The following is a 25,021-nucleotide window of genomic DNA, read 5'->3' on the forward strand; positions in this document are numbered from 1 at the left end:
TATTTTTATTAATAATAATTCTCCCTTATAATTAAAAAAGTAAATAAGAAATCGATTATTCCTAAAGAATGTTTTAATTGAATTAGGGGGAAGAAAAATGTTAATGATAATGAAAAAGAAAAGTTTCTGGATAGCTGCTGTGACGACGCTTGCGTGCTCGCTATTAGGGAAATATTTAGCCCTTCTGCCAGGTTTTAGCTTGGTTGGAGCACTTGTGATTGCTTTGCTTGCAGGAATGTTGATGCAAACCGCGAGTCCTATTATTTATGCGAGTGCAGAAGGAATCGGCTTCATTTCGAATAAATTTCTACGCTTTGGTATTATTTTACTTGGATTTCGTTTGAACCTTTATACACTTGCAGAGTCAGGCGTAAAAACAATTTTACTTGCTTGTCTAGTCGTTACTGGAACGATTTTACTTACTTACTGGTTATGTAAAAAATTAGGCGTTGAGGATAAACTTGCGATACTAACTGCGAGCGGTACAGGAATTTGCGGGGCTGCTGCTGTGATGGGTGTTTCGCCGCAAGTTAAAGCAGATCGAGATGACTCCGTTTTGGCCGTTGCCGTCGTTTGCATTCTCGGAACCGTATTCACATTGATTGAAATCGGATTGAAGCCACTTTTAGGGCTCACGAATCAACAGTTTGGGGTAATGACTGGCGCTTCGCTACATGAAATTGCTCATGCGGTCGCAGCAGGCGGTTCTGCGGGAACGATTAGCCTAGATGCCTCTCTTATTACCAAGTTGTCGCGTGTCATTTTGCTAGCACCTGTCGCTCTTTTCATCGGCATTTGGTTTCAACGTAAAAATACATCTGGTCAAAAAGAAAAAGGGAAACTGCCAATCCCTTGGTTCATGGGTGGATTCCTTCTTTCAAGTGCAATCGGAAGCTTCCTGCCAATTCCTGATTCCGTAATCAACTGGCTTGTAAGTGCCGCTTATATCTTGCTTGGAATGGCAATGGCCGCGCTTGGAATGAGCGTGAACTTCAAAGTAATCCTTGAGCGCGGTGGCAAAGTTTTCCTTGCTGCTGGAATTAGCTCCATAGTGTTAATGCTGTTTTCGATTGGTGCAGCAAAACTATTCTTTTAAAAGGAGGTTTCCCATATGTTCCAACTACTTGAAACTTTTATCACGGTTTACGAAACCAATAATTTTACTAAAGCTGCAAATGCGCTCTATATTTCCCAGCCGACCATCTCCGTCCACATTGAAAAGCTTGAAAAGGAACTAGGTGTCAAATTGTTTGAACGAAACCGCCACAATCGTATCTCGAAAACAGCTGCGGCAGACTTGTTCTATCAGAAAGCCAAACAAATTTGTAATGACTGGGAAAAAACTAAACAAGATTTACTTGCTGCCTCAGGAGAAGCCAGAAGAACATTCAAGATAGCAGCTTCGCAAACCGTCGGCGGATATTTGTTGCCACAGATTCTTTCAAATTTACAAGCCCTCCATTCGGATGTAGACTTTGAGCTGATGCTCGACAATTCGACGAATGTCTACAAAACCGTGCATATGCTTGAAGCTGATATCGGCTTAGTAGAATCGCCCGAAGTGTATCCCGATATAACGCGTAAAGTCTTCATGCAGGATGAGCTTGTTGTGATCGGCGATCGTCATTTGACACGCTGGATTTTGCGTGAACCGGGTTCTGGGATTCGCCAGTATACGGATGAATATTTTAAGAATGAAGAAATTATTCCGGCTGAACAGATGATGGCGAGCAGCAATGCGATTATTTTAGATTTAGTGAAGCAGGGATTCGGTCGCTCTCTACAATCCAAACTTGCGATTGCGGGAATATCGGAACCAGTGCAACCGACGAATCTTACTAGACCGCTTTATTTAATTACACTCGATACTGCAACTGGAAATGAAGAAATTACGCAAGATATATTTGAATTGTTAAGCGGATTAGATCACTAATCCGCTTTTGTTTGTCGTTTAAGAAAGATAAATTATTTGACAAAAGGTCTGCTTCTACCTATGATAGCTATAAATTGATAGGGGGGCGGATTCTGTTATGTCAAGAAAAATCTATAATTGTGAAAACGGCTGCTCTGTTGAATCAACGTTGCAAATTATTTCTGGTCGCTGGAAAAGTGTACTTTTGTATCATTTAATTTTTGAAGGTGAACATCGTTACAGTGAGCTTCAAAGATTTATTCCTGGTGTCACAAGGAGAATGCTCTCGCTTCAACTGAAAGACTTGGAAAGCGATGGTTTGATTTACCGGAAAGTGATGCAAGAAAAACCGCTTCGTGTTGCTTATGGTGTAACCGAATATGGTTTATCGCTTAAACCTGTCATTGAAGTGCTCTATGACTGGGGCGAAACCTATAATAAGAAAAATGCTGGCAGACTTGAAGAAGAATGCTTGGTTTATTATTGACTAAAAAACGCCTATTTGGGCGTTTTTTTTATAAGGAGCGAGAACATAGTTTGATTACAAATATAAACGACTTATATGATAAGTTAAGCGAAGAAATGGATCACTCAACTTGGTGGGATACCGAAACCCAATGGGAGATCGTCGTTGGAGCAGTTCTCGTCCAAAATACCAATTGGAAGAATGTAGACTACTCGCTTGCGAACATTGCGGCTGCTACCCAATTTGATCCAGTAAAATTAGCTGCTGCAAGTAAAACGGAGCTGGAAGAGTGGATTCGTCCAAGTGGGTTTTACAAGAACAAATCGCAGACATTACTTGCACTTTTTGCTTGGCTTAAAACGTATCACTTTAATCTTGAAGCAATTGAAAAACAAGAACAATCCGTATTACGCGAAAAGCTTCTCGAAATCCGCGGGATAGGACCGGAAACGGCAGATGTTTTGCTGGTGTATGTCTTTAATAAGGTGGCATTTATTGCTGACCGCTATGCTCAGCGAATTTTTCAACGGCTAGGTGTGGAAGAGAAGCTGAATTATGACAAGTTGCAGCGCATTGCGCCGCTTCCTTCTGGATTCACAAACGGACAAGCAAGGCAATTTCATGGCTGGTTGGTTGATTACGGACAGATTTATTTGAAATCAGATGAAGCTTGGGAGCAAGGGTTTTTAAGGGATTTTAATTTGTTAGTCTCAAACTAGGCAGGAGGTATAAAAAAATTCCCTCATTTACTTTCCTAAAAAAACGACTTATTCTGTAAGTGTTAAAGAAATCCAACTCATTTAGGAGGAGATACCATGAATGATCCATTTTTAGGTTTAGAGGATGTGCCGTCTTTTAAAGTTGTGAGTAACGACATTAGTGACGGAGCGCTTTCAGATGTGAAATTTATGTCTGGTGATTTTGGAATCGAAGGCGGGCAAGATATATCGCCTCAATTTAGTTGGAGCGGGGCACCAAGTGAAACGAAAAGTTTCGTTGTCACTTTATATGATCCGGATGCGCCGACAGGTTCAGGGTTTTGGCACTGGGCTGTTGCAAATATTCCGGCAGAAATCAGTGAATTGCCGCAAGACGCAGGAAACAGCGACAATTCAAAACTTCCAGCTGGAGCTGTTCAATTTCCAAACGATGCTCGGGCGAAAAAGTATATCGGGGCTGCTCCTCCAAAAGGACATGGTGTTCATCACTATTTCTTGACGGTTTGGGCGCTAGATATTGAAAAGGTGAATATCTCGGAAGAATCTACACCAGCCTTTCTCGGTTTTAATATGTTTGGCCATGTGCTTGCAAAAGGTGTATTGAATTTTGAAGTAGAAGTTAAGTAAACATAGAAAGGAAGAGGTAGAATGACATATCCAACAGAAAACTATTTTGGCAAATTAGAAGCTGTCCACGCTTTTTATGATGAAATGCCAACTGGTGTGAGCGTATCAGAAACAGGACGCATTTTTATCAATTTCCCGGAATGGGGCGATGATGTGAAAGCGACGGTAGTTGAAATCGTCGATGGAGAGCTCATTCCTTATCCAAGTGCTGAGGCAAATCAGTTTATCCCTGAAAAACCAGAGCAGGGTTTTCTAAGTGTACAAAGTATTGTGGCAGACGGTTCTGGGACGCTTTGGATACTCGATACGGGCGCACCTAACTTTGATGTACCAATAAAAGGTGGGGCAAAATTAGTAGCGGTTGACCTAGAAACAAATAAAATAAAGCGGACATACACATTCTCGTCCGAGGTCGTGTTAGATACCACATATTTAAATGATGTTCGCGTCGATTTACGTCGTGGTTCAGAAGGAGTCGCTTATATAACCGATTCTTCGATTACAGGGCCAGGTGCTTTGATTGTCTTGGATCTTTCAAGCGGCGAATCTTTCCGAATTTTGGACGGAACGAAATCTACAGCTGTTGATCCCGATTTTATTCCTAAAGTAGAAGGCGAAATTTTGATGAACCGATCGGCAGACGGATCAACGTCGCCATGGCAAGTCGCAGCAGACGGCATTGCCATTTCTCCTGACGGCAAGACACTTTATTATTGCCCACTTTCAAGCCGTCATTTATATTCGATTGAAACGGACTTGATTTTTGATAAAACGATCAATGATGAAGAACTAGAAGCTCATGTGAAAGATTGGGGCGAAAAAGGTGCGTCTGACGGAATGATTACAGCGGCAGACGGCACAATCTATGCGGGCGATTATGAAAACAATGGAATTCGTGCTATTTATACAGACGGCTCAATGGAAACGATTGTACATGATCCGCGTATTCTCTGGCCGGATACACTGTCGATCGGACCTGACCAGTATCTCTATTTCAATGCCAATCAGTTGCAGAGACAAGCTGGCTTCCATAAAGGAAAAGATTTGCGAGAAAAACCGTACTATTTATACCGCATCTTTATTGGTAAAGCTCCGGCAAAAGTTGAGTAACAAGCGAAACGTCTTTTGATCGTGATAAGATCATAAAGAAAAGGAGGAGGAATTCATATGACAGAAGAAAAGCTGATGCAAGCTGTCGGGTTTTATGAAGGATTACCGATTGATGATCCCGAAAGCTTCATTGATTTAGAAAAGGAAATTCCAGTTCCAGGAGAACATGATATTTTGGTAAAGGTAAAAGCTGTTTCAGTAAACCCTGTAGATACGAAACTGCGTCAAGGAACAGAAAAATCGAGTGCATTTCGTGTTCTAGGTTTTGACGCTACAGGCGAAGTTGTAGCCACTGGTGAACGCGTATCCAAGTTCAAAGTTGGTGATCGTGTTTTCTACGCTGGAACGACGACAAGAGATGGAAGCAACCAAGAATATCAAGTAGTCGACGAGCGAATTGCCGCACATGCTCCAGCAAAACTTTCCGATGAAGAAGCCGCCGCATTGCCGCTCACTTCTCTCACTGCCTATGAATTGCTCTTCGATAAATTCGGCTTGATTCCAGAGAAAAATGCCAATAAAGGCAAACGAATTTTGGTAATAAACGGTGCCGGGGGAGTTGGTTCGGTCTTAAACCAGCTAGCAAATTGGGCTGGTCTTGAAATCTTTGCCACTTCAAGTCCGAAAACCTTTGATTGGCTTCAAAAAGTCGGCGTTGATCATCCGATTGACTATCATGATGATCTTGCAGCAAGCCTTGAAAAAGCTGGCGCCAAACAGGTTCACTATATCGCGGTTTTATTTGATATCACACGTTATTTTGATCAAATTCAAAACTTGATTGAGCCGTTTGGGCACGTTGGCACGATTGTCGGCATACGTGAACCGCTCGATCTCAGTGCATGGAAAAACTTATCCGTCAGCTTTGACTGGGAATATATGTTTGCAAAAACGGATCATGATTATCAGATTGAAACGCAAGGGAATGCACTAGCACTTATCGCGAAACTTGCAGATGATGGAGTTCTTGATACTACACTCAGCAAAGTATATACGGAGGGCATCCGAGCGGATACTTTGAAGCAAGCGACAAGGGATGTCGAAACAGGACATATGCTTGGTAAAGTGGTCATCAGCGGTCCCTTTAATGCAGCTTCACAGAAATAAAAATTTAAAACAGGCAGAAATTTGGTGAGGAAACTTTTTCTTACGACGCCAAATTTCTGCTTTTTATGTGGACAAAAAAGTATGTTTTATTTGTTAGGGGAGACAAATGCGGGTACAGCTTGCTTTGATCGATTTTTCACTAAGAAATTCATGAGAAAGCACTAAAAATTCGTTTATATTTATCCTCACAAGGGGAAAAATGTAGTACGATAGAGAAGTTAGGGTTGTAAAATTGTTTTTGAGAGGGGTTAAATATTTTGGAACAACCTTCAGTAGACGAACTAAAAGAATGGCGAAATCTTATGTTACTGCACCGTTTTGCACTGGAAGAAGTCAACACCAAACTCAAAATTTTGAATGAAGAATTTCAATTTCTGCATGATTATAATCCGATGGAACATTTGAAATCTCGGGTTAAATCGCTTGAAAGTATCGGAGCAAAACTTGAGAAAAAAGGTGTAGATATTACAACTGAAAATGCGCGCAAATATGTACATGATATTGCAGGGATTCGTATCACTTGTTCGTTTGTATCCGACATTTTTAAAATTAAAGAAATGATCGAGCATCAAGATGACTTGAAGATTTTGCGTATTAAAGATTATGTTACATACCCGAAAGGAAACGGCTATCGTAGTTTGCACATGCTCTGCGAAGTTCCAATTTTCCTTACGAACCGCTCCGAAAATATCGTAGTTGAAATTCAAATTCGGACTGTGGCAATGGATTTTTGGGCAAGTCTTGAACACAAGATTTACTACAAATATCAGCAGGAAGCACCTGAATATTTGACGAATGAGTTGCGAGAAGCTGCGGATATTGTGACACAACTTGATGAGAAAATGAAAAACTTGAATGATGAAATTAATAAATACAAAGGTCATTTAGAAGAATAGTTCAATGCGCAAATCTTTAACTTCGTTAATGATTTGCGCATCTTTTTATTTTCGTGCATAATAAATTCAGAAGGAGGAGAAACCATTTGGAGATGTTTTTATTTGTATTGCTGCTGCTCTTTGCAATACTCGTGTCTAACTTGCTGAACCGCTTTGTGCCAGTTGTTTCTGTGCCGCTTATCCAAATTGGTTTAGGCATTTTAATTGCACTTATACCGCTCGGCTTCGAGCTTGACTTAAATCCGGAATTATTCCTTGTCATGTTCATTGCACCGCTACTGTTTAATGATGGCAAGCGGACCGATAAGAAAGCCTTGTGGAAGCTGCGAATCCCAATTTTGCTTCTAGCACTTGGTCTTGTCTTTGCAACCGTTTTTGTGATCGGTTACTTCGTCAATTGGTTAATACCGACGATTCCGCTCGCGGCCGCATTTGCACTTGCCGCTGCGCTTGCGCCGACAGATGCCGTTGCCGTAAGCTCGTTATCCGGACGCATCCACCTGCCAAAACGTATCATGAGCTTACTCGAGGGGGAATCATTAATTAATGATGCTTCAGGCCTTGTTTCATTCCAATTTGCCATTGCAGCAATGGTAACAGGCACCTTCAGTTTGCTGAATGCATCCTGGAGTTTTCTTGTGATCGCGATTGGCGGAGCTGTAGTCGGAATTATTTTATCACTATTAAAGTTCCAGCTTTTGAAATGGGTGCGCGGACTCGGCATGGAAGATGTTACGTTCCACATGCTGATCGAAATTTTGACGCCGTTTCTCATTTACTTAGCGGCAGAAGAAATTCATGTATCCGGAATCCTTGCAGTCGTTGCAGCAGGTATCATGCATGCCATCGAACGCAAGAAAGCGGACCCGCAATTAATGAAATTAAGCGTAGTATCAAAAAGCACGTGGTCTGTCATTATCTTTGTTTTAAACGGTTTAGTCTTTTTAATCCTCGGTACCCAGTTGCCGTCGATTATTCGCGTGGTTTGGGAAGATTCAGGTATCAGCAATGTTCAAGTTTTAAGTTACATAGTCTTGATTACACTGGCGCTCATCATCTTGCGCTATGTTTGGGTTAGTAGTTTTTGGCTGTTCAATTGGAAATTTCGAAACGGAGGCAAAAAAGAGCAGAAGCCTTCGATTCGTGCCTCAGTTTTGACCAGCCTTTCTGGCGTTCGTGGTGCCGTTACACTTGCGACAGCACTTTCAATTCCGTTTTTCTTAGATAACGGAGATTTGTTCCCACAGCGTGCTTTAATTATTTTTATTGCCTCTGGAGTTATTCTTTTAACACTTTTAATTGCGACATTCATCTTGCCGATTTTGGCACGTGATAATGAAGTTGACCTTGGCAATGACCGAGCCGAACGTGCAACGCAAATTTGGATACTGCGGAAAGTACTTCGCGAGCTACACGAACAAATTACGCCAGAAAATAAAGCTGCAACAGAAAGCGTCATTCAACAATATCGCAGACGAATACATGAGCTACAACAAGGCTTTAATGGACAAAATCGTCGGATGAGCCGTGAAGAAAAAGCGAAGCGGCTTGAAATTTTGACATGGCAACATGAGTATACCCAGAAGCTATTGTCAGATGGTGAAATCAAAACTGAAACAGCTTACCGTTATGAAAGTTTTTTAAATATGAAAGAAAGTGCTCTTAAACAAAAGTTTAAAACCAAAATTAAAACATTAATCGGCTTTTTAAAACGTGTTTTGCGAATTGTGCTGCATCCAAAACGATTTAAAGAAACTAGAAACCAGATAAAAGCAGCACATCCAAAGCAATCCGAAGCATTTAAGGAAATTCGTTTTGTACGCGCTGAAAATGAAAAAATGGTAATCAGGAAACTGAAAGCACAAATGAATGATGCAAACATGGACTTAATTAGTCCGCTGATCACAGAACATAAAATCATACTAGAACGGATTGTGCAAGATCAAACGCGGCCAACCTCGAAAGAAAAATTTGAGGCCAAAGTTCGAGAAGTAGAACTGGCAGGCATGCAGTTTGAACGCGATGAAATCCAAGCCTTGTTTGAAGAAGGTAAAATTTCACGTGATTTGGCACGAGATCTCAGACAGAATTTAAATTTACTGGAAACGTATACGATTGAAGAAGAACTTGTCTAAAAACCCGCCTCAGCTGTGAGGCGGGTTTTTAGCTGTGAAAAAGAAAAATTCTCTTGATGTGCTATTTTAAATGTTGTATAATGAATCGTGCTTTTAGTAAACCTCTAGTTTAGTATTTATAAACAAGTGTGGTTTGAAGTTTACTTTTATTAAACTTTGAGAAAGGAAGAGAAGATGGAAATCGGCAATCGTATCAAAAATTTGCGACTTAGTAAAAATCTAACACAAGAAGAACTCGGAGAGCGGACAGATTTATCGAAGGGCTACATTTCTCAGCTTGAACGCGATTTAAGTTCGCCGTCGATCGAAACTTTATTTTCAATTCTTGAAGTACTAGGTTCAACGCCAAAAGAATTTTTTGACGAAGAGCAAGGCAAACAAAAAGTTATTTATGAAAAAGCAGAACGCATCTTTTATGAAGACGAAGAAAGAGGCTATCATATCGAATGGCTCGTTCCAGAATCGAATGAAAAAGAAATGGAACCCGTTTTGCTAGAAATAAATCCTGGCGGCTGTTTTAAACAATTTGAACCGTCGCTTTCAGAAACCTTTGCTTATGTTTTAAACGGCAAAGTCACAGTGAGACTTGGAAAAGATCATTATGAAGCAAAAGCTGGCGAAACCATTTATTTTCATGCGGCAGCACGCCATCAAATTAGCAACCAAACGGACGAAAAAGCTGAACTCATCTTAGTTGCAACAGATTCTTATCTATAGAGGGAGGAAATCTTTATGCCAGAAACGATTATCCAGTTCGATGGAGTGACGAAACAATTTGACAACGACGAACCGGTTTTAAAAAAATGTGAGTTTTGAAATAGAAAAAGGAAAATTTTATACACTACTTGGCCCTTCAGGCTGCGGCAAAACAACGATCTTGCGTTTAATCGCCGGATTTTTAGAAGCAACAGCCGGCGAAATTCGGCTTGATGGTAAGAAAATTAATGCCGTCCCAGCCAATAAGCGCCCAGTAAATACCGTTTTTCAAGATTACGCTTTGTTTCCGCATTTAAACGTTTTCGAAAATGTTGCTTTTGGTTTGCGGATTAAAAAAATGAACAAAAAAATGATTGAGACAAAAGTGGAAGAAGCACTTCGATTTGTCAATTTGTCCGGCTATGAAAAACGAGAAATTAGTGAGATGTCAGGCGGTCAGCGCCAGCGTGTTGCGATTGCTCGAGCGATTGTCAACGAACCGGAAGTTATCTTGCTAGATGAGCCGCTTTCGGCACTTGATTTAAAACTTCGTACAGAAATGCAATATGAGTTGCGCGATTTACAAAAACGTCTTGGCATCACGTTCATCTTTGTTACACATGACCAAGAAGAAGCGCTTGCGATGAGTGACGAAATTTTTGTCTTGAATAAAGGAGAAATTCAGCAAAGCGGAACGCCAATCGACATCTATGATGAACCAATTAACCGCTTTGTGGCAGACTTTATTGGTGAATCAAACATTGTATCCGGCAAAATGATTCATGATTTTGAAGTAGAATTTGTCAACCGCCGCTTTGAATGCGTCGATCAAGGTTTCAATCCAAACGAAACCGTCGAAGTGGTTATTCGACCAGAAGATCTTGAAATTACAACAGCAGACAAAGGAAAACTTCAAGTTGAAGTTGATTGGGTGCTATTTCGAGGCGTTCATTACGAAATGGGCTGTATTGATGTTGACGGCAATGAATGGCTTGTCCATACAACGAAAAAAGCCAAAGTTGGCAGTAAAATCGGACTTGCTTTTGATGCGGAAGCGATCCATGTCATGCGTCTAGGCGAAACCGAAGAAGAATTTGACAAACGCTTAGAAAGTTACGAAGAGGCGTAAGTTAAATGACTAGAAAAGCAAGAAACCTGTATCTCGTTCCTTACGTCCTTTGGATTATTCTATTTGTTGTTGCGCCGATCATTTTGATTATCTATTATTCTTTTTTTGATGTCGACGGCAATTTTACATTCAGCAATTATCAGCATTTTTTTTACTCCGGTTTATATGAAAATGACATTAAGTTCATTTTGGTATGCCCTCCTGATTACGCTTTTCACATTGTTGATTTCGTATCCGACGGCTTACCTACTGACCAAATTAAAGCATAAACAACTCTGGCTTTTGTTGATTATTTTGCCAACATGGATTAATCTACTCTTGAAAGCCTATGCTTTTATCGGGATATTCGGTACTTATGGGGCAGCAAATCAATTTTTAGATTTGATCGGAATCGGCACGAAACAACTCCTATTTACCGATTTTAGTTTCCTATTTGTTTCCACCTACATTTTTATCCCATTTATGATTTTACCGATCTATAATGCGATCGAAGAAATTAATCCATCTCTGATACAAGCTTCACGAGACTTAGGCGCATCAGGATTTACAACTTTTCGCCGAGTTATTTTCCCACTGACAGCAGATGGTGTTAAATCCGGCTGTCAAGCTGTCTTTATTCCAGCGTTGTCGCTATTTATGATTACGCGTCTAATTGCCGGAAACCGCGTGATCACGCTCGGAACAGCGATTGAAGAACATTTCCTTGTAACACAAGATTGGGGAATGGGCTCAACGATCGGTGTATTTCTTATCATTGCGATGATTTTGATTATGTTTTTAACAGGCACAAGACGTAAGAAGGGGGCGAGAAAGTGAAAAAATACAAATGGAGTAATCTTTACCTAATTTTTGTTTTCGTCATTTTGTATGCCCCCATTTTTTATTTAATGTTCTATTCCTTTAATGTAGGCGGAACGATGCACGGTTTTAAAGGCTTTACGCTCGATTATTATCGTGAAGTATTTGCCGATACACGCCTTTTGATCATTGTTTTAAACACCTTTGTTATTGCACTTCTTTCTGCTGTGATCGCGACCATTATCGGGATTTGCGGGGCGCTTGCGATCAAGTTTATTCCAAAGCCAGTTGGCAAGAATACACTGCTCAGCTTAAATAATGTGCTAATCGTGAGCCCGGATGTCATTATCGGTGCGAGCTTCCTGATCTTCTTCACGATTCTCGGAATTAAGCTCGGGTTTATATCCGTGCTCGTGTCCCATATTGCATTTAGTATTCCAATTGTCGTGCTTATGATTTTACCGAAACTTCAAGAAATGAGTTCTACTTTGATAGATGCAGCTAGAGATTTAGGCGCAAGCCAGTGGCAAGTCTTGTCGAAAGTTATATTGCCTTACATTGCCCCGGGAGTTCTTGCCGGATTTTTCATGGCGCTCACCTATTCGCTTGATGATTTTGCTGTTACGTTCTTTGTAACCGGCAACGGCTTTTCAACCTTATCTGTTGAAATCTATTCACGCGCGCGCCAAGGTATCTCTTTATCAATCAATGCGCTTTCAACACTGATCTTCCTATTCACTATACTGCTTGTGATAGGTTACTATTTTATCAACCGCAAAAACAACACAAAAACAGTTCGATCGGGGGCGAATAAACGATGAAACCGCTCCTTCGCATATTTATCCCAGTAATCTTACTGGCGCTTGTGATGATGCTTCTATCCAGTTTTATGAACCGCGAACAAGGCTATGCAGGTGGCAATACCCTAACCATTTATAATTGGGGAGATTATATTGATCCCGATTTAATTAAGAAGTTTGAAAAAGAAACGGGCATCAAAGTCATCTATCAAACCTTTGATTCAAATGAAGCGATGATGACAAAAATTGAGCAAGGCGGAACCACATTTGATATTGCTGTTCCAAGTGATTATGCGATCAATAAAATGAAACAAGAAAATTTACTAATCCCACTTGATCATTCCAAGTTGAGTAATGAAAAGTATATCGATAAGCGCTTCATGAATCTATCCTTTGACGAGCACAACAAGTATTCCATGCCTTATTTCTGGGGAACACTCGGCATCATTTACAATAAAAAGATGTTCCCAGATAAAGATTTCTCTACGTGGGATGCACTTTGGGATAAAGACTTGGAGAATCAAATTCTCCTAATCGATGGAGCTCGCGAAGTAATCGGGCTTGGTCTAAACAGCCTTGGATACTCACTAAATGACACTAGCGATGCCCATCTCAATCAAGCACTTGCCAAGCTGAAAAAAATGACCCCAAATGTGAAAGCGGTCGTCGGCGATGAAATCAAACTTTTGATGGCAGACGATGAAGCCGGAGTAGCCGTAACCTTCTCCGGTGAAGCTTCTGAGATGCTCGACAATAACAAAGATTTGGATTATGTGATTCCTACACAAGGTTCCAATCTTTGGTTTGATAATATGGTCATTCCAAAAACAGCTAAAAATATTGATGGTGCCCATAAGTTCATCAACTTCATGCTAAATCCAAAAAATGCGGCAGCTAATGCGGAGTATGTAGGTTATGCGACCCCAAATACCGCAGCAGAAAAATTACTTCCAAAAGACGTTTCGAGCGACAAACGTTTCTATCCAAACATGGACGAGCTAAATAACTTAGAGGTATACGATAATCTTGGAAAACGGATGCTGTCTCACTATAATGAGCTGTTCTTAGAATTTAAAATGTATCGTAAGTAAAAGCAGAAAGACGAGTTAGTATAGGCGGCTAACTCGTCTTTCTGCTTTATAAGAAGCGTGCTAATCTGTAAAAAAGTTGGATGAGATGAACCCAAGTGATCAAACTTGAAACACTTCAAGCAATCAGTGTAGAAAAATTTCCTGATACCTTCTAAGCGATAATAGCGCAGAAAATATGCAGGCTTATTTCGATAATGCCCATAATCTTAAACAATTAGAAGCAGATAACCCCAATCCTTATTTAAGTTTTTATTTCTTTTAAGAAGCTAAAAACTTAGCCAAGTATTTGAAATTTAATTTTGGTTAAAACGCTAAAAATAATATTTTTGATTAGTACGAATTAAAGCTAATTGAAACTCATAAGCAAAGCCCTTTCGCTCAAGTTCAATTATTAGCGCTCTTTGGGTGGGCTTTGAAGCAAGATCGGCCTTAACGATATCTGGACTTGACATCATTTGATTGTAACGAGGATCATAGTCAGTTACAAATAAGGTTCGATTGTAAAATGTATCTGGATAAACAATCGCGAATAAGTCTTGTTCCATCTGTATCCCTTCTTTACGATAAATTAAACGGGTGCATCGGAAAGTGTCCATTCAATGGAGCTTGTATAGTCACTTGAAATTTTTTGCTTGACCAGGTAGGATTTCTAGAAGCGGCCCTTCATCTTGTGACCAAGAAACAGGATAATAATCATCTCCCTCAGTAGCTTTGTGATAAACAAGTACACTGCTCGTTGAATTAATGATTTGATCTTGCTGACCTTTCTTGCGGTAAATCAAACTATCCGGCAACTTATCGTTATCAGCATTTGTGAAGGGTGTAAGTTGTTTAGCTGTTACATCCCAAGCGCCTTTTTTAAGCCGGGTATCTTTTACAATAATTTTCCAAGCAGGATCAGCACGTCCAATATTAACCGTAGCATTTGATATTTTCCCAGCTTCAAAGTTTAAGTCTGGTGGAACAGCATTAAATTCAAGTTTTCCATCTTTCACAACAATCGTTTGTGATTTGCTAGATGCTTTTCCGGCTATCGTTTCAACCGTTGAAATAATACCATCTTTCCCTTCTGCAAGAGAGACTAACGATGTTGGTATAACATCAAAGGAAAGCGTACGGGATGGAACATCAGCTCTTGCTTGAACATTGCTATTTATTGGCAAATAATAACCACCATCTGTCGGCGTAACTATGCCTGCTGGTGTTCCACCAACCATAGTAAATGAATCGGGATCAATTTTCATCTTGTTTAAGAGAGTAGGTTTAAGCTCCACTTTTAAATAAGTAACGTATATAGAGTCTGAAAAGAAATAAGAGTGAGTGTAGGGGATATCAGGATAGAATTTTTTCCCATTTCCGTTGATTTCAGCATTCAGTGTAAACGGCTTATTAATTTCCCCTTGCAGTGCGTGAGTATACGGATCGACATTTGACAAGTCTTTTGGCGAGAAGCTAGAAAATAAACTTACATTAAGTCGAAAGAACCCAATATTATAAGCAAGAAAATTTGAAGCAAAGATGTCTGTGGGGTCATCTTCCTTCCCTACACGGGGAGGATTGGGATTATCCATTTGTACAGTATAAGCTTCCTCAGTTTTAGGTGGAATAAATGAAAAGTTCTCATCGGGTTTTCCATTAAAAATAACATTTCCTGAAGAATCCCAAACAGTATAAGTATGTTCTGGTGAAAGATCTTTAGGACCGTCGTTAGTAACAGTCGGGCTATTAGCATGACCGATTTTAAGAGAGTTTGCTTCTGTTTCTGAGAAAAGGTAAAGCGGTTCATTAGGTTTATTTTTAAATATTACTCCCTCAAACCCCAGATTCATGTAATGAGCCAAAAGTGAACGGCCGGCATAAAAGCCTCTATTATCCGGATGGAAGAAATTTTTATCAACTAATCCCAATTTGGGCTCTGGTTGATTAGACTGAGTGAGTAATCTCAAGTTCTCATTATCCAGAACTGTAAATTCATTGCTAGACAAATCATAGCGTGGAATGTTTGAAATAAAGCGTGCTATATTATCAAGTAATCCAAGAAAACGATTGTATGATAGATCAAAAATTTGTAATTTGCTAATATTCATAATTGATTCAGGCACTTCTCCGGTTAATTTATTATGTGATAAATTAAGACGAGCCAACTTTGAGAGTTTCCCAATGCTTGTTGGAATATGTCCAGTCAATTGATTATAGGATAGGTTGATATATGTTAGCTTTTTGAGTTCGCCAATTGATTCTGGGATAGTGCCTGTAATATTGGCCTGATCAGCTTGAATAGTTTGCAAGTTATGGAGCAATGTAATTCCGTTAGGGATATAACCTCCTCCGTCACTAGCGTAAGGCATAAGATCAATAACTTTATCTAGATCTGCTTGTGTAACATCAACACCTAGCTTTTTTTTACCCAAACCTGCATCCTCTAATTGCTCTTCAATTTGATTAATTATCCATGGCTGATTATCAAAGGCTTCTGGTTGAATGACATCTTCTGGGGCTATACGGCTGTCGAACTTAGCACGGCTTTTTTTTTGGCTTTTCAGACAAATTTGATTTAGTTTCCGTTTGCGTTATTTTTTTTCTCCGCCGCCTTTTCTGTTTTGGCATCAACAGCTTCCTTGCTGTCTGCTTGGGCCTCAGCTTCGTAGTTAATCTCGACTGGAGCCGAAGTAACCATTTGGGTGTCTCGAATAGTATATGCTCTAAGTGTATAAGTTCCATAAGTCGTGGCTTTGAATTTTAGAACGGCTTTTTTCTCTCCGCCTTCTGGCCAGTCAATAATAAGCTGTTGCTTAGCCTCATCCTTAGTCACAGTCGAACCGCCTTCAAGCGAATCTATAAAAGTAAAGTTTCCGTTGAGCGGTACTATCACCTTGCTATCATTTGGATTTTTATCTTTGATCGTTAAATTGAAAATTTGTGTGACTGATTTTGAATCAGGATCCACTGTTACCACTAAATCATCAGCCTGCTCATTCGCGGCCTGAAGTGTAGGGATAGAAGCAAGCCATAAAAAAGCTAGTAGGGCTATCCCTATCAATAAAAACGCGATTACTTTTCGCTTTTTGATTATTTGCATGATGTCCTCCTTTGAAAAAATAAATGCTGTTTTTAAAAATTTAATTACCCCGTTATCCATCCCTTCTTTAAAATGTTCTATGTATTAGTTAATTTGATTCTAATCAATTCTAATAAAAAATAGTCCGCTTAACTCGGAACTATGTATCATATTTTTAAATAAAAAGTGAAAATTTTGTGTTATAAAAAAAGGGTAGTATTTTACTAAAGTTGTGAATTAACAAGTATTGATCAATTGTAGCTAATGTGAGTAGATAGTGGATTCAATCGCTCATCTAAAAAGCGGTGTCAATGAGTGTGATTTTATACAAACTATCTATAAATAAGGGTAGTGAATCACAAGTATGAATGCGTTTTCTTCAAAAAGAATGCTATTTATAGTTTCTTTCAATTGAAAAAAACAGAGCATTTGCGTTAAAATATGATTCAAGTCAAGAAATAATGGGGGGTTCAAAATGCCGGCTTATCAAATTAATTGGTCTTATAACGGAGAGAACGGGCCAGAACATTGGGGACAAATTTGTTCCGAGTTTGAAATTGCAGAAGTAGGAGAAAAGCAATCGCCAATTAACATTAAACAACAAGAAGTGACTGCGCTAACAGGGAACCCACTTACACTTAGTCATTCTGAAATTCAATACACAGTAAAACGGATTGAAAATTCGGTTCATTTATTTCCGCAAGAACCAAATCAAACCTTGGAATTAAACGGAGATATTTATACACTTGTGGCTTTTCATGCCCACATTCCAAGCGAACATCTGCTAGACGGAAAAACGCATCCGATTGAATGGCACTTCGTTCATGAAAATTCACGCGGAGAGAAGCTTGTTCTCGGTGCTTTTATGGATGTTGGGACAGGAGTATCGATTGATATGACTGAGCTTAGACGTGTTTTCCCAGAAGTCTTTCAAGATTTTTCGGTAGAACGGGAGGTTTCGCTCAACATTGCTGATTTTTTACCAGAAGAAAAAGCGTATTATACATACGAAGGTTCGCTCACAACTCCGCCAACAGTAGAAGGAGTTCGCTGGGTGCTTTTGAAAGATCGTCAAACAATCGGTCATGTTGCGCATAAAGCTTTTGAAAAAGTTATTGGAGGAACAAATCGCCCAGTACAGCCGCTGAACAACAGAGAAATTAAATTTTACGAATAGAGGCGAAGAGTGATACAAAAGATTTTTGTAGCTGGAAAGTTGCCGAAAAAGACTGAGCTTATCTTGAAGCAGCTTGACGCAAATTTTTGGAACGGTACTGGACAAATCAGTGAAACGGCGCTCATAGAAGGTGCGAGGACGGCAGAAGCCATCGTTTGCCCGCTTTCGGCGCCTGTTTCACAAGCTGTTCTGGAAAATGCTCCTAAACTGAAAATCGTAGCGAACGTCGGTGCGGGATTTGACAATATTGATGTAGCAAAAGCAAAAGAACTTGGTATAGCGGTCACAAATACGCCAGATGTTTCTACGGAATCCACTGCAGAGCTTACATTCGGTCTGATAATTGATGTCATGCGTCGTATTTCTGAGGGAGATCGACTAATGCGTGAACAGCCTAAGAAATTTGAGGGCTGGGCACCAACATTCTTTTTAGGGCATGAGTTATACGGTAAAACGATTGGTATCATTGGACTAGGTAAAATTGGACAAGCGGTAGCAAAACGGGCTTATGCATTTGGAATGTCCATCCTCTATGCCGGTCCGCACCAAAAAAAAGAAGCTGAAGCGTGGGGAGCTCGTTATGTATCTGAGTCAGAATTGATTGAAACAAGTGATGTTATTTCTATTCATGCTGCTTATAACGAAGCTTTGTTTCATTTGTTTGACGCCGCAGCATTTGCAAAAATGAAGCCATCAGCTTTTCTGATAAACGCTTCACGCGGTAAAGTGGTTGATGAAAAGGCTTTGATTTTAGCGCTACAAAATAAACAAATTGCTGGTGCGGCACTTGATGTTTTTGAATTTGAGCCAAAGTTCAGTGCTGAATTAAAACAGTTTGACAATTTAGTTCTTACACCGCATATTGGCAATGCGACAATCGAAACGCGCGAAAAAATGGGCGAAATAGCAGTCGCAAATGTCCAAGCAGTTTTAGCTGGCGGGAAACCGCTTCATTCTGTATACTAAAGATATATCATGTAGAGAATGGGTGGGATTCATTATGTATCAAAAAGCACTTGAATTTGCTAGAAAAGCACATGCCAGTCAAAAAAAGAAAAAATTACTGGTGAAAAATACTTTTCTCACCCGCTTAATGTTGCTCGAATTTTAAGTACAGCCGGATTTCCCGAATATGTGGCCATTGCAGGGCTTTTGCATGATGTAGTAGAGGATACCGGTACGACAAATGCAGAAATTAAAGAACAGTTCGGCGAAAAGGTTGCCGAGCTTGTTCGTGCGCATACAGAAGATAAAACAAAATCATGGGAAGAACGGAAAGCACATACGATCGAAACAGTGCGAAATGGGAGTTTAGAAGTAAAAGCACTGATTGTCGCGGATAAACTTGATAATCTTTCGTCGATTCGTTATGCGATGAGTTCAGAAGGCGACCGTGTCTGGACATATTTTAAACGAGGCTATAGCGAACAGAAATGGTACTATACCAATGTTCGCAATGCTATGACAGTTGGACTTTCTGAAACAGAGATTCCAGCTTTTTTTTGCGGCTTATTCAAGACTTGTGGATACTGTTTTTAGGCGATGAAAACGCTTAAATATAACTTTTTGGGTGAAAAGGGAGGACAAAAAATGATTTTTGGTGCAATTGAAGCAGGCGGTACAAAATTTGTTGTCGCAGTTGGCAATGAAAAAGGAGATATCATCAAACGTGCAGTCTACAAAACGACTGAGCCGTCTGAAACGATGCAGCAGGTAATACGTTTTTTTAAACAGTATCAAAACGATTTAGCGGCAATTGGAGTGGGTTCATTCGGTCCGATTGATATTCGCAAAGAAAGTAAAACTTATGGCTATATTACCCATACACCGAAGATTGCATGGCGAAATTATGATATCGTAGGCGCACTTAAAGCCGAATTTTCTATCCCGATCGGTTTCACAACTGATGTGAATGCAGCAGCACTTGGCGAAGTAACGCGCGGAGCGGCAAAAGGACTTTCGAGCTGTATCTATTTAACCGTTGGAACAGGCATCGGCGGCGGAGCAATTGTCCACGGTGAAATTCTTGAAGGCTTTTCGCATCCGGAAATGGGACATATTATGGTGAAGCGACACAAACATGATCGTTTTGCCGGAAGCTGCCCGTCACATGATGATTGCCTAGAAGGCCTTGCCTCAGGAAGCGCGATTGAAAAACGCTTTGGAAAGCCGGGAGCAGAGCTTGCAGGAAATGATGAAGTATGGAACCTCGAAGCCCATTACCTCGCACAAGCCTTGATGGATTACAGCCTGATTTTAGCCCCAGAACGCATTATTTTAGGAGGCGGGGTAATGAAAGAAGGCCAATTATTCCCACTCGTTCGGAAAAAGCTTAACAAATTGATGAACCATTATGTGACTTTGCCTGACTTTGAAGAATATATTGTTTCACCCGGTTTAGGCGATGATGCAGGGATCACTGGCGGACTTGTTTTAGGCGTTCAAGCATACCAAAAAGAAAAGTAGACGAGCAAAAGTGAAATTTGATATAATGTGAAAAAAACTACAATTAGGAGGAACAGCATGTCAATCACAAATTTGCTCGGAATTAAATATCCAATCATTCAAGGAGCGATGGCGCAAATTGCAAAAGCTCCGCTTGTTGCTGCCGTATCGAATGCCGGCGGTTTAGGCATTATTGCTTCTGGCGGCATGAGTGCTGAGGATTTACGAAATGAAATAAAAAAAAACTAAAGAATTGACTAATCAGCCATTTGGTGTAAATTTGATGCTGATGATGACAAATATCGCCGAACTGACCGAAGTAATCATCGAAGAAGGCGTTAAGATAGTAACGACTGGTGCAGGAACACCTAAAAGCTATATGCCGATTTGGAAAGAAGCCGGGATCATAGTCATCCCTGTTGTTCCATCAGTGATGATTGCCAAACGAATGGCAAAGCTGGGTGCTGATGCTGTCATTGCTGAAGGAACAGAAGCGGGAGGGCATGTAGGCGAAACAACAACGATGGCCTTGTTACCGCAAATTGCAGATGCCGTAGATGTTCCTGTTATCGGTGCGGGTGGAATTGCTGACGGACGCGGAATCGCTGCAGCCTTTGCTTTGGGCGCATCAGGCGTTCAAATCGGAACACGTTTCCTTGCGACAGAAGAATGTCCTGTCCATGAGAACTTTAAACAAGCCGTTTTAAAAGCAGGGGATCGCGATACAACCGTAACAGGGCGTAAAGCGGGCTCGCCAGTGCGTTCTATCAAAAATAAGATGATTAAAGAATATCTACGATTAGAGGATTTAGATGTGGGGCGCGATGAACTTGAAACGCTCACTTTAGGATCACTACGAAAAGCTGTTCAAGAAGGCGATACAGATAACGGTTCAGTAATGGCTGGACAAATTGCTGGTTTAATTACAGACATTAAACCATGCCGAGAAGTCATTGAAGAAATGATGCAAGAAGCTGAACAAGTTGCTTCTCAACTGAAAATCTAAAAAAAGGAGGAAAGCCGCGGCTTTCCTCCTTTTTTTGCCTTGTATCAAAATGAAGCTTTAATTCGTCCAAGAGCTTGTTTAATTTGTTCAAATCCAGTTCCGCCATATGAATTACGCTTCAAAACAGCTTGTTTCGATGACAATGCATCATAAATATCGGCTTCGATTAATTGCGAAACCGCTTGATATTCAGCAAGCGGAATATCCTGAAGATAGCAACCTTTCTTAGTACAGTCAAGCACAAGTTTTCCGACAATTTCATGCGCTTCGCGGAATGGAATCCCTTTTCCTGCCAAGTAATCCGCAAGCTCTGTCGCATTTGAGAAATCCTTTTGCGTCGCCTCCTCCATGACAGATTTATGAACCGTCATCGTTTCAATCATCCCTGAAAAAATCGAGAGACTCTTCAAAATGGTTTCCGCCGTATCAAACATTCCTTCCTTATCTTCTTGAAGGTCTTTATTGTAGGCAAGCGGCAACCCCTTCAAAATCGTCAGCAGACTGAACAAATGGCCATAGACACGCCCAGTTTTCCCCCGAATCAGCTCCGCCATATCCGGATTTTTTTTCTGCGGCATAATTGAACTACCGGTAGAAAATGCGTCGCTCAGCTCGATAAAATGAAATTCATGACTTGTCCATAAAATCATTTCCTCCGCCAAGCGCGACAAGTGCATCATAAGAATAGAAGCGTTGCTCAGGAACTCCAAAATAAAATCCCGATCACTCACCGCATCCAAACTATTTTCATAAACCTTGCTGAAGCCAAGCAGTTCAGCACTATAAAACCGGTCTACGGGAAAAGTCGTCCCAGAGAGTGCAGCTGAGCCAAGCGGAGAACTATCAATTCGACTGAGGCTTTCAGAAAACCGTTCCACATCACGTGACAGCATTTCATAATAAGCGAGCAGATGATGCGCAAAAGAAATCGGCTGAGCATGCTGCAAGTGCGTATAGCCTGGCATAATCGTTTCGACATGTTCCTCTGCCTTCTCGGCAAGCACGTGGCGAAACTGATTGATTCCAAGCAAGACTTCATTTACTGTCTTTTTTAAATAAAGATGCATATCAGTCGCGACTTGATCATTCCGGCTTCGTGCTGTATGCAGCTTGCCTGCAACAGGTCCAATACGATCATGTAGCAGCTTTTCAAGATTCAAATGAATATCTTCAAGCTCCGTTTTAAATTCCAGTTTTCCATCCTTAAGTTCCATCATCAGCTGCCCTAATCCACCGAGGATATCATTCATATCTGCCTCCGAAATAATGCCTGTCTTTCCGAGCATTTTAACGTGAGCGATACTTCCAAGCAAATCTTCTTCCGCCAAGTTTTGGTCAAACGAAATCGATGCGCCGAATTCATCGACCCAAGCCTCGCTTTCCATCTCAAAGCGGCCGCCCCATAGTTTTTTCATTCCTCGTTACACCTCATTCGTTTGTTGTACTTGTTTAGCAGTGATTTCAGCACTTACTTTCGTAGGAAGCCCCCATAACTTAATGAAGCCGACTGCTGCTTCTTGATCAAATGTATCCGCAGACGTATAGGTTGCAAGATTTTCGTCATAAAGCGAATTTGGAGATTTTCTTCCTTCAACAATGGCATGCCCTTTAAAAAGTTTAACGCGAACGACCCCGTTCACATGTTTTTGCGTGGCTTTTAAGAAGGCAAACAAAGCTTCTGATAAAGGAGAGAACCAAAGTCCATTGTAAATTAATTCGCTGATTTCTTTCTCGATAATCGGCTTGAAGTGCGCGAGCTCGCGCACAAATGTAAGATCCTCTAATTCCTTATGTGCCGTAATAAGTGTAACCGCTGCCGGACACTCATAAACTTCCCGAGATTTAATTCCGACGAGCCTGTTTTCAATATGGTCGATCCGGCCGATACCATGTTTTCCTGCCAATTTATTTAACTCGATAATAAGTGTAGCGAGCGGCAAGTTTTTTCCGTTTAAAGAAATTGGAATCCCAGCATCGAACTGTATCTCGATCATTTCAGGCGCATCCGGTGTGTTTTCAAGGCTTGCTGTTAGATCATAAGCAGCTTCTGGAGGTGCAGCCCATGGGTCTTCAAGAATGCCGCATTCGTTGCTTCTGCCCCACAAATTTTGATCAATTGAAAATGGATTTTCAAGATCAATAGGTACGGGAATATTTTTTTCTTGAGCATATTGAATTTCTTCTTCACGCGACCATTTCCAATCCCGAACTGGTGCAACAACCTTAATATCAGGTGCAAGCGCATGGATAGCCACTTCAAAACGAACTTGGTCATTTCCTTTGCCCGTACATCCGTGTGCGATGGCTGTTGCCCCAACCTCACGTGCCATCTCAACTAATTTTTTAGCAATAAGCGGACGAGAAAGTGCTGAAACGAGCGGGTATTTTCCTTCATAATAAGCATGTGCTTGCAGAGCGATAAGAGCAAATTCTTCTGCGAACTCATCCTTAGCATCAATTGTATAAGATTCAATCGCTCCGACTTGAAGTGCCTTTTCTTGAATAAACGGTAGATTTTTTCCTTCGCCCACATCAAGACAGCAGGCGACAACATCATAATTTAAGTCGACCAACCACTGAATGGCAACGGAAGTGTCAAGTCCGCCTGAATACGCTAAAATGATTTTTTCTTTCATTAATAACAACCCCTTTAATTTATAAATATACAAGTTTTATTTTATGTTAACACTTATTTAGGGATATTTCAATCTAAAAATAAATATTTATTCATAAATTAGATTAAAAATACATTTTACATTCTTGCTTGGTTAAATTTAAACAAAACTGATATACTTAGACTATGAAGTTAACTTATAAGGAGTTGAATGCAATTGAAAAACATACTTAAATGGGTGACAGTTTTTTGTTTTTTAGTTTGGTTTTATTGCCGCTTTTAGCTATCTTTTTTATCTATAAGAAAGCGGTTGGGAAACGTGATTACGATCCGAAGTTACTTGATAATTTATCCGATGAAGCCGCGCAAAATTATGTGAAGAATACTGCCCCACTTTCGGACGTTGATTCCCGATACAAATACATTCGTTTGAAGGAAAAAGCAACACCTTCAGCGAAAAGCATTGAAATTGGTAGCACAGAAGATAAAAAAATTGATGGGCCAAGTGGAAAAATTCCGCTACGAATTTATACACCGGAACAAGATGGGCCGTATGAAATTATTCTTTACTTCCACGGCGGCGGTTTTGTAACTGGCGGCTTGCAGTCACATGATGCAATTGCTCGTAAACTCGTTCAAACAACAGGAGCGAGAGTAGTGGCTGTCGATTATCGCTTAGCACCGGAAAACCCTTTCCCGGCTGCTATTGAAGATGCTTATGCGGCATTGCTTTGGGCAGCAAGCCACAACACAAGTTTGCGTAATAAAGAGGATGCTGTTATCGTTGCTGGCGATTCAACAGGAGGGAATATTGCAGCCGTTGTTGCTCAGTTGGCAAAAGCTAAAAACGGTCCAAAAATCAGCCGTCAAATTCTGCTTTATCCAGCTACTGATATTTTCAGCCGTGATGCATCTGTCCTTTATCCTTCCATGGACGAATTTGCTGATGGATACGTTTTGACAAAGGAATCTCTAGATAAATACTTTAAACTGTATATGCAAAATGCTGTTGACCGGAAATATGATCCTCTTGTCGCACCCATTCGTAGCAAGAATTTAGCTGGCTTACCAAAAGCTTTTGTTGCAACTGCTGAATATGATCCGCTTCGAGATCAAGGTGAGGCATATGCGAAAAAAATTAAAGGACGCATCAGTCCCAGTATTTGCAAAACGACTAGATGGAGTTACACATGGTTTCCTTGAAACAGATTCAAAAGCTGCGGATGAAACGTACG

The 25,021-nt window shown here is 40.5% G+C and carries 21 protein-coding genes and 4 pseudogenes; 20 read left to right on the top strand and 5 right to left on the bottom strand.

The genetic code is table 11. The annotated features are described in order from the left end of the window. The first annotated feature begins 97 nt into the window (after nucleotides 1-97). The 14 genes and pseudogenes from MFLO_RS10765 (at nucleotide 98) to MFLO_RS10830 (ending at nucleotide 13,486) form a co-directional block, all read left to right on the top strand. Nucleotides 98-1,096: a YeiH family protein gene (locus tag MFLO_RS10765; RefSeq protein ID WP_036097979.1), complete on the top strand. Its 999-nt coding sequence runs from the start codon at nucleotides 98-100 to the stop codon at nucleotides 1,094-1,096. Nucleotides 1,097-1,111: 15 nt separating this feature from the next. Then, complete coding sequence (locus MFLO_RS10770) at nucleotides 1,112-1,933, top strand: LysR family transcriptional regulator (RefSeq protein WP_036097981.1); 822 nt, start codon at nucleotides 1,112-1,114, stop codon at nucleotides 1,931-1,933. A 97-nt stretch (nucleotides 1,934-2,030) separates the two neighbouring features. Further along, nucleotides 2,031-2,399, top strand: a complete 369-nt coding sequence (locus tag MFLO_RS10775) for a winged helix-turn-helix transcriptional regulator (protein ID WP_036097982.1) — start codon at nucleotides 2,031-2,033, stop codon at nucleotides 2,397-2,399. A gap of 50 nt (nucleotides 2,400-2,449) precedes the next feature. Beyond that, the gene (locus MFLO_RS10780) at nucleotides 2,450-3,097 is read left to right on the top strand and encodes an endonuclease III domain-containing protein (RefSeq protein WP_036098011.1); all 648 of its coding nucleotides are present in this window, start codon (nucleotides 2,450-2,452) and stop codon (nucleotides 3,095-3,097) included. Between the two features lie 96 nt (nucleotides 3,098-3,193). After that, on the top strand, nucleotides 3,194-3,724 hold the full coding sequence (locus MFLO_RS10785) for a YbhB/YbcL family Raf kinase inhibitor-like protein (protein WP_036097983.1): 531 nt from the start codon (nucleotides 3,194-3,196) through the stop codon (nucleotides 3,722-3,724). A gap of 21 nt (nucleotides 3,725-3,745) precedes the next feature. Then, entirely contained in the window at nucleotides 3,746-4,834 is a 1,089-nt protein-coding gene (locus MFLO_RS10790) for an L-dopachrome tautomerase-related protein (protein ID WP_036097984.1), read from the top strand. Between the two features lie 57 nt (nucleotides 4,835-4,891). After that, a complete protein-coding gene (locus MFLO_RS10795; protein WP_036097985.1) occupies nucleotides 4,892-5,941 on the top strand; it encodes a zinc-binding alcohol dehydrogenase family protein in 1,050 nt (349 codons plus the stop codon). A 257-nt stretch (nucleotides 5,942-6,198) separates the two neighbouring features. After that, complete coding sequence (locus tag MFLO_RS10800; RefSeq protein ID WP_036097987.1) at nucleotides 6,199-6,837, top strand: GTP pyrophosphokinase; 639 nt, start codon at nucleotides 6,199-6,201, stop codon at nucleotides 6,835-6,837. Nucleotides 6,838-6,923: 86 nt separating this feature from the next. Beyond that, nucleotides 6,924-8,972 carry a Na+/H+ antiporter gene (locus tag MFLO_RS10805; protein ID WP_036097989.1) on the top strand — a complete coding sequence of 683 codons (2,049 nt, stop codon included), beginning with the start codon at nucleotides 6,924-6,926 and terminating at the stop codon, nucleotides 8,970-8,972. Between the two features lie 174 nt (nucleotides 8,973-9,146). After that, nucleotides 9,147-9,689: a helix-turn-helix domain-containing protein gene (locus MFLO_RS10810; RefSeq protein WP_036097990.1), complete on the top strand. Its 543-nt coding sequence runs from the start codon at nucleotides 9,147-9,149 to the stop codon at nucleotides 9,687-9,689. A 15-nt stretch (nucleotides 9,690-9,704) separates the two neighbouring features. Further along, a pseudogene (locus MFLO_RS10815) lies at nucleotides 9,705-10,797 on the top strand (ABC transporter ATP-binding protein). Between the two features lie 5 nt (nucleotides 10,798-10,802). Then, a pseudogene (locus MFLO_RS10820) lies at nucleotides 10,803-11,613 on the top strand (ABC transporter permease). Next, nucleotides 11,610-12,416: an ABC transporter permease gene (locus MFLO_RS10825; protein ID WP_036097992.1), complete on the top strand. Its 807-nt coding sequence runs from the start codon at nucleotides 11,610-11,612 to the stop codon at nucleotides 12,414-12,416. Before MFLO_RS10820 ends, MFLO_RS10825 begins: the two are co-directional and overlap by 4 nt. Continuing rightward, a complete protein-coding gene (locus tag MFLO_RS10830) occupies nucleotides 12,413-13,486 on the top strand; it encodes an ABC transporter substrate-binding protein (RefSeq protein WP_036097993.1) in 1,074 nt (357 codons plus the stop codon). The genes MFLO_RS10825 and MFLO_RS10830 overlap by 4 nt, the downstream gene beginning before the upstream one ends. Nucleotides 13,487-13,797: 311 nt before the next feature. Here MFLO_RS10830 and MFLO_RS10835 read toward each other — a convergent pair whose 3' ends face one another. The 3 genes from MFLO_RS10835 to MFLO_RS10845 form a co-directional block, all read right to left on the bottom strand. Beyond that, complete coding sequence (locus MFLO_RS10835; RefSeq protein ID WP_036097994.1) at nucleotides 13,798-14,031, bottom strand: hypothetical protein; 234 nt, start codon at nucleotides 14,029-14,031, stop codon at nucleotides 13,798-13,800. A gap of 69 nt (nucleotides 14,032-14,100) precedes the next feature. Then, nucleotides 14,101-15,897, bottom strand: coding sequence for a leucine-rich repeat domain-containing protein (locus MFLO_RS14760; RefSeq protein WP_051993616.1), 1,797 nt, complete (start codon nucleotides 15,895-15,897; stop codon nucleotides 14,101-14,103). Nucleotides 15,898-16,040: 143 nt separating this feature from the next. Further along, nucleotides 16,041-16,565 carry a hypothetical protein gene (locus MFLO_RS10845; protein ID WP_149023030.1) on the bottom strand — a complete coding sequence of 175 codons (525 nt, stop codon included), beginning with the start codon at nucleotides 16,563-16,565 and terminating at the stop codon, nucleotides 16,041-16,043. Between the two features lie 454 nt (nucleotides 16,566-17,019). Here MFLO_RS10845 and MFLO_RS10850 point away from each other — a divergent pair, with 454 nt between their 5' ends. From MFLO_RS10850 to MFLO_RS10870, 5 genes and pseudogenes are all read left to right on the top strand, one after another. Continuing rightward, nucleotides 17,020-17,721, top strand: a complete 702-nt coding sequence (locus MFLO_RS10850; RefSeq protein ID WP_036097997.1) for a carbonic anhydrase family protein — start codon at nucleotides 17,020-17,022, stop codon at nucleotides 17,719-17,721. Nucleotides 17,722-17,733: 12 nt separating this feature from the next. Next, nucleotides 17,734-18,687: an NAD(P)-dependent oxidoreductase gene (locus tag MFLO_RS10855; protein ID WP_036098014.1), complete on the top strand. Its 954-nt coding sequence runs from the start codon at nucleotides 17,734-17,736 to the stop codon at nucleotides 18,685-18,687. A 93-nt stretch (nucleotides 18,688-18,780) separates the two neighbouring features. Further along, nucleotides 18,781-19,260: an HD domain-containing protein gene (locus MFLO_RS10860; protein WP_338151523.1), complete on the top strand. Its 480-nt coding sequence runs from the start codon at nucleotides 18,781-18,783 to the stop codon at nucleotides 19,258-19,260. Between the two features lie 51 nt (nucleotides 19,261-19,311). Further along, nucleotides 19,312-20,187, top strand: coding sequence for an ROK family protein (locus tag MFLO_RS10865; protein ID WP_036097998.1), 876 nt, complete (start codon nucleotides 19,312-19,314; stop codon nucleotides 20,185-20,187). Nucleotides 20,188-20,244: 57 nt separating this feature from the next. After that, nucleotides 20,245-21,172 (top strand): annotated as a pseudogene (locus MFLO_RS10870) (DUF561 domain-containing protein). Nucleotides 21,173-21,216: 44 nt separating this feature from the next. Here MFLO_RS10870 and argH read toward each other — a convergent pair. Beyond that, nucleotides 21,217-22,587 (bottom strand): argininosuccinate lyase, encoded by a 1,371-nt coding sequence (gene argH / locus MFLO_RS10875; protein WP_036097999.1) that lies wholly within the window; start codon nucleotides 22,585-22,587, stop codon nucleotides 21,217-21,219. Between the two features lie 6 nt (nucleotides 22,588-22,593). After that, nucleotides 22,594-23,808 (bottom strand): argininosuccinate synthase, encoded by a 1,215-nt coding sequence (locus MFLO_RS10880; protein ID WP_036098001.1) that lies wholly within the window; start codon nucleotides 23,806-23,808, stop codon nucleotides 22,594-22,596. 195 nt (nucleotides 23,809-24,003) lie between these two features. Here MFLO_RS10880 and MFLO_RS10885 point away from each other — a divergent pair. Next, nucleotides 24,004-25,021, top strand: a pseudogene (locus tag MFLO_RS10885) (alpha/beta hydrolase); the annotation flags it as partial.

This window comes from Listeria floridensis FSL S10-1187, assembly GCF_000525875.1.
GTDB classification, from domain to species: domain Bacteria; phylum Bacillota; class Bacilli; order Lactobacillales; family Listeriaceae; genus Listeria; species Listeria floridensis.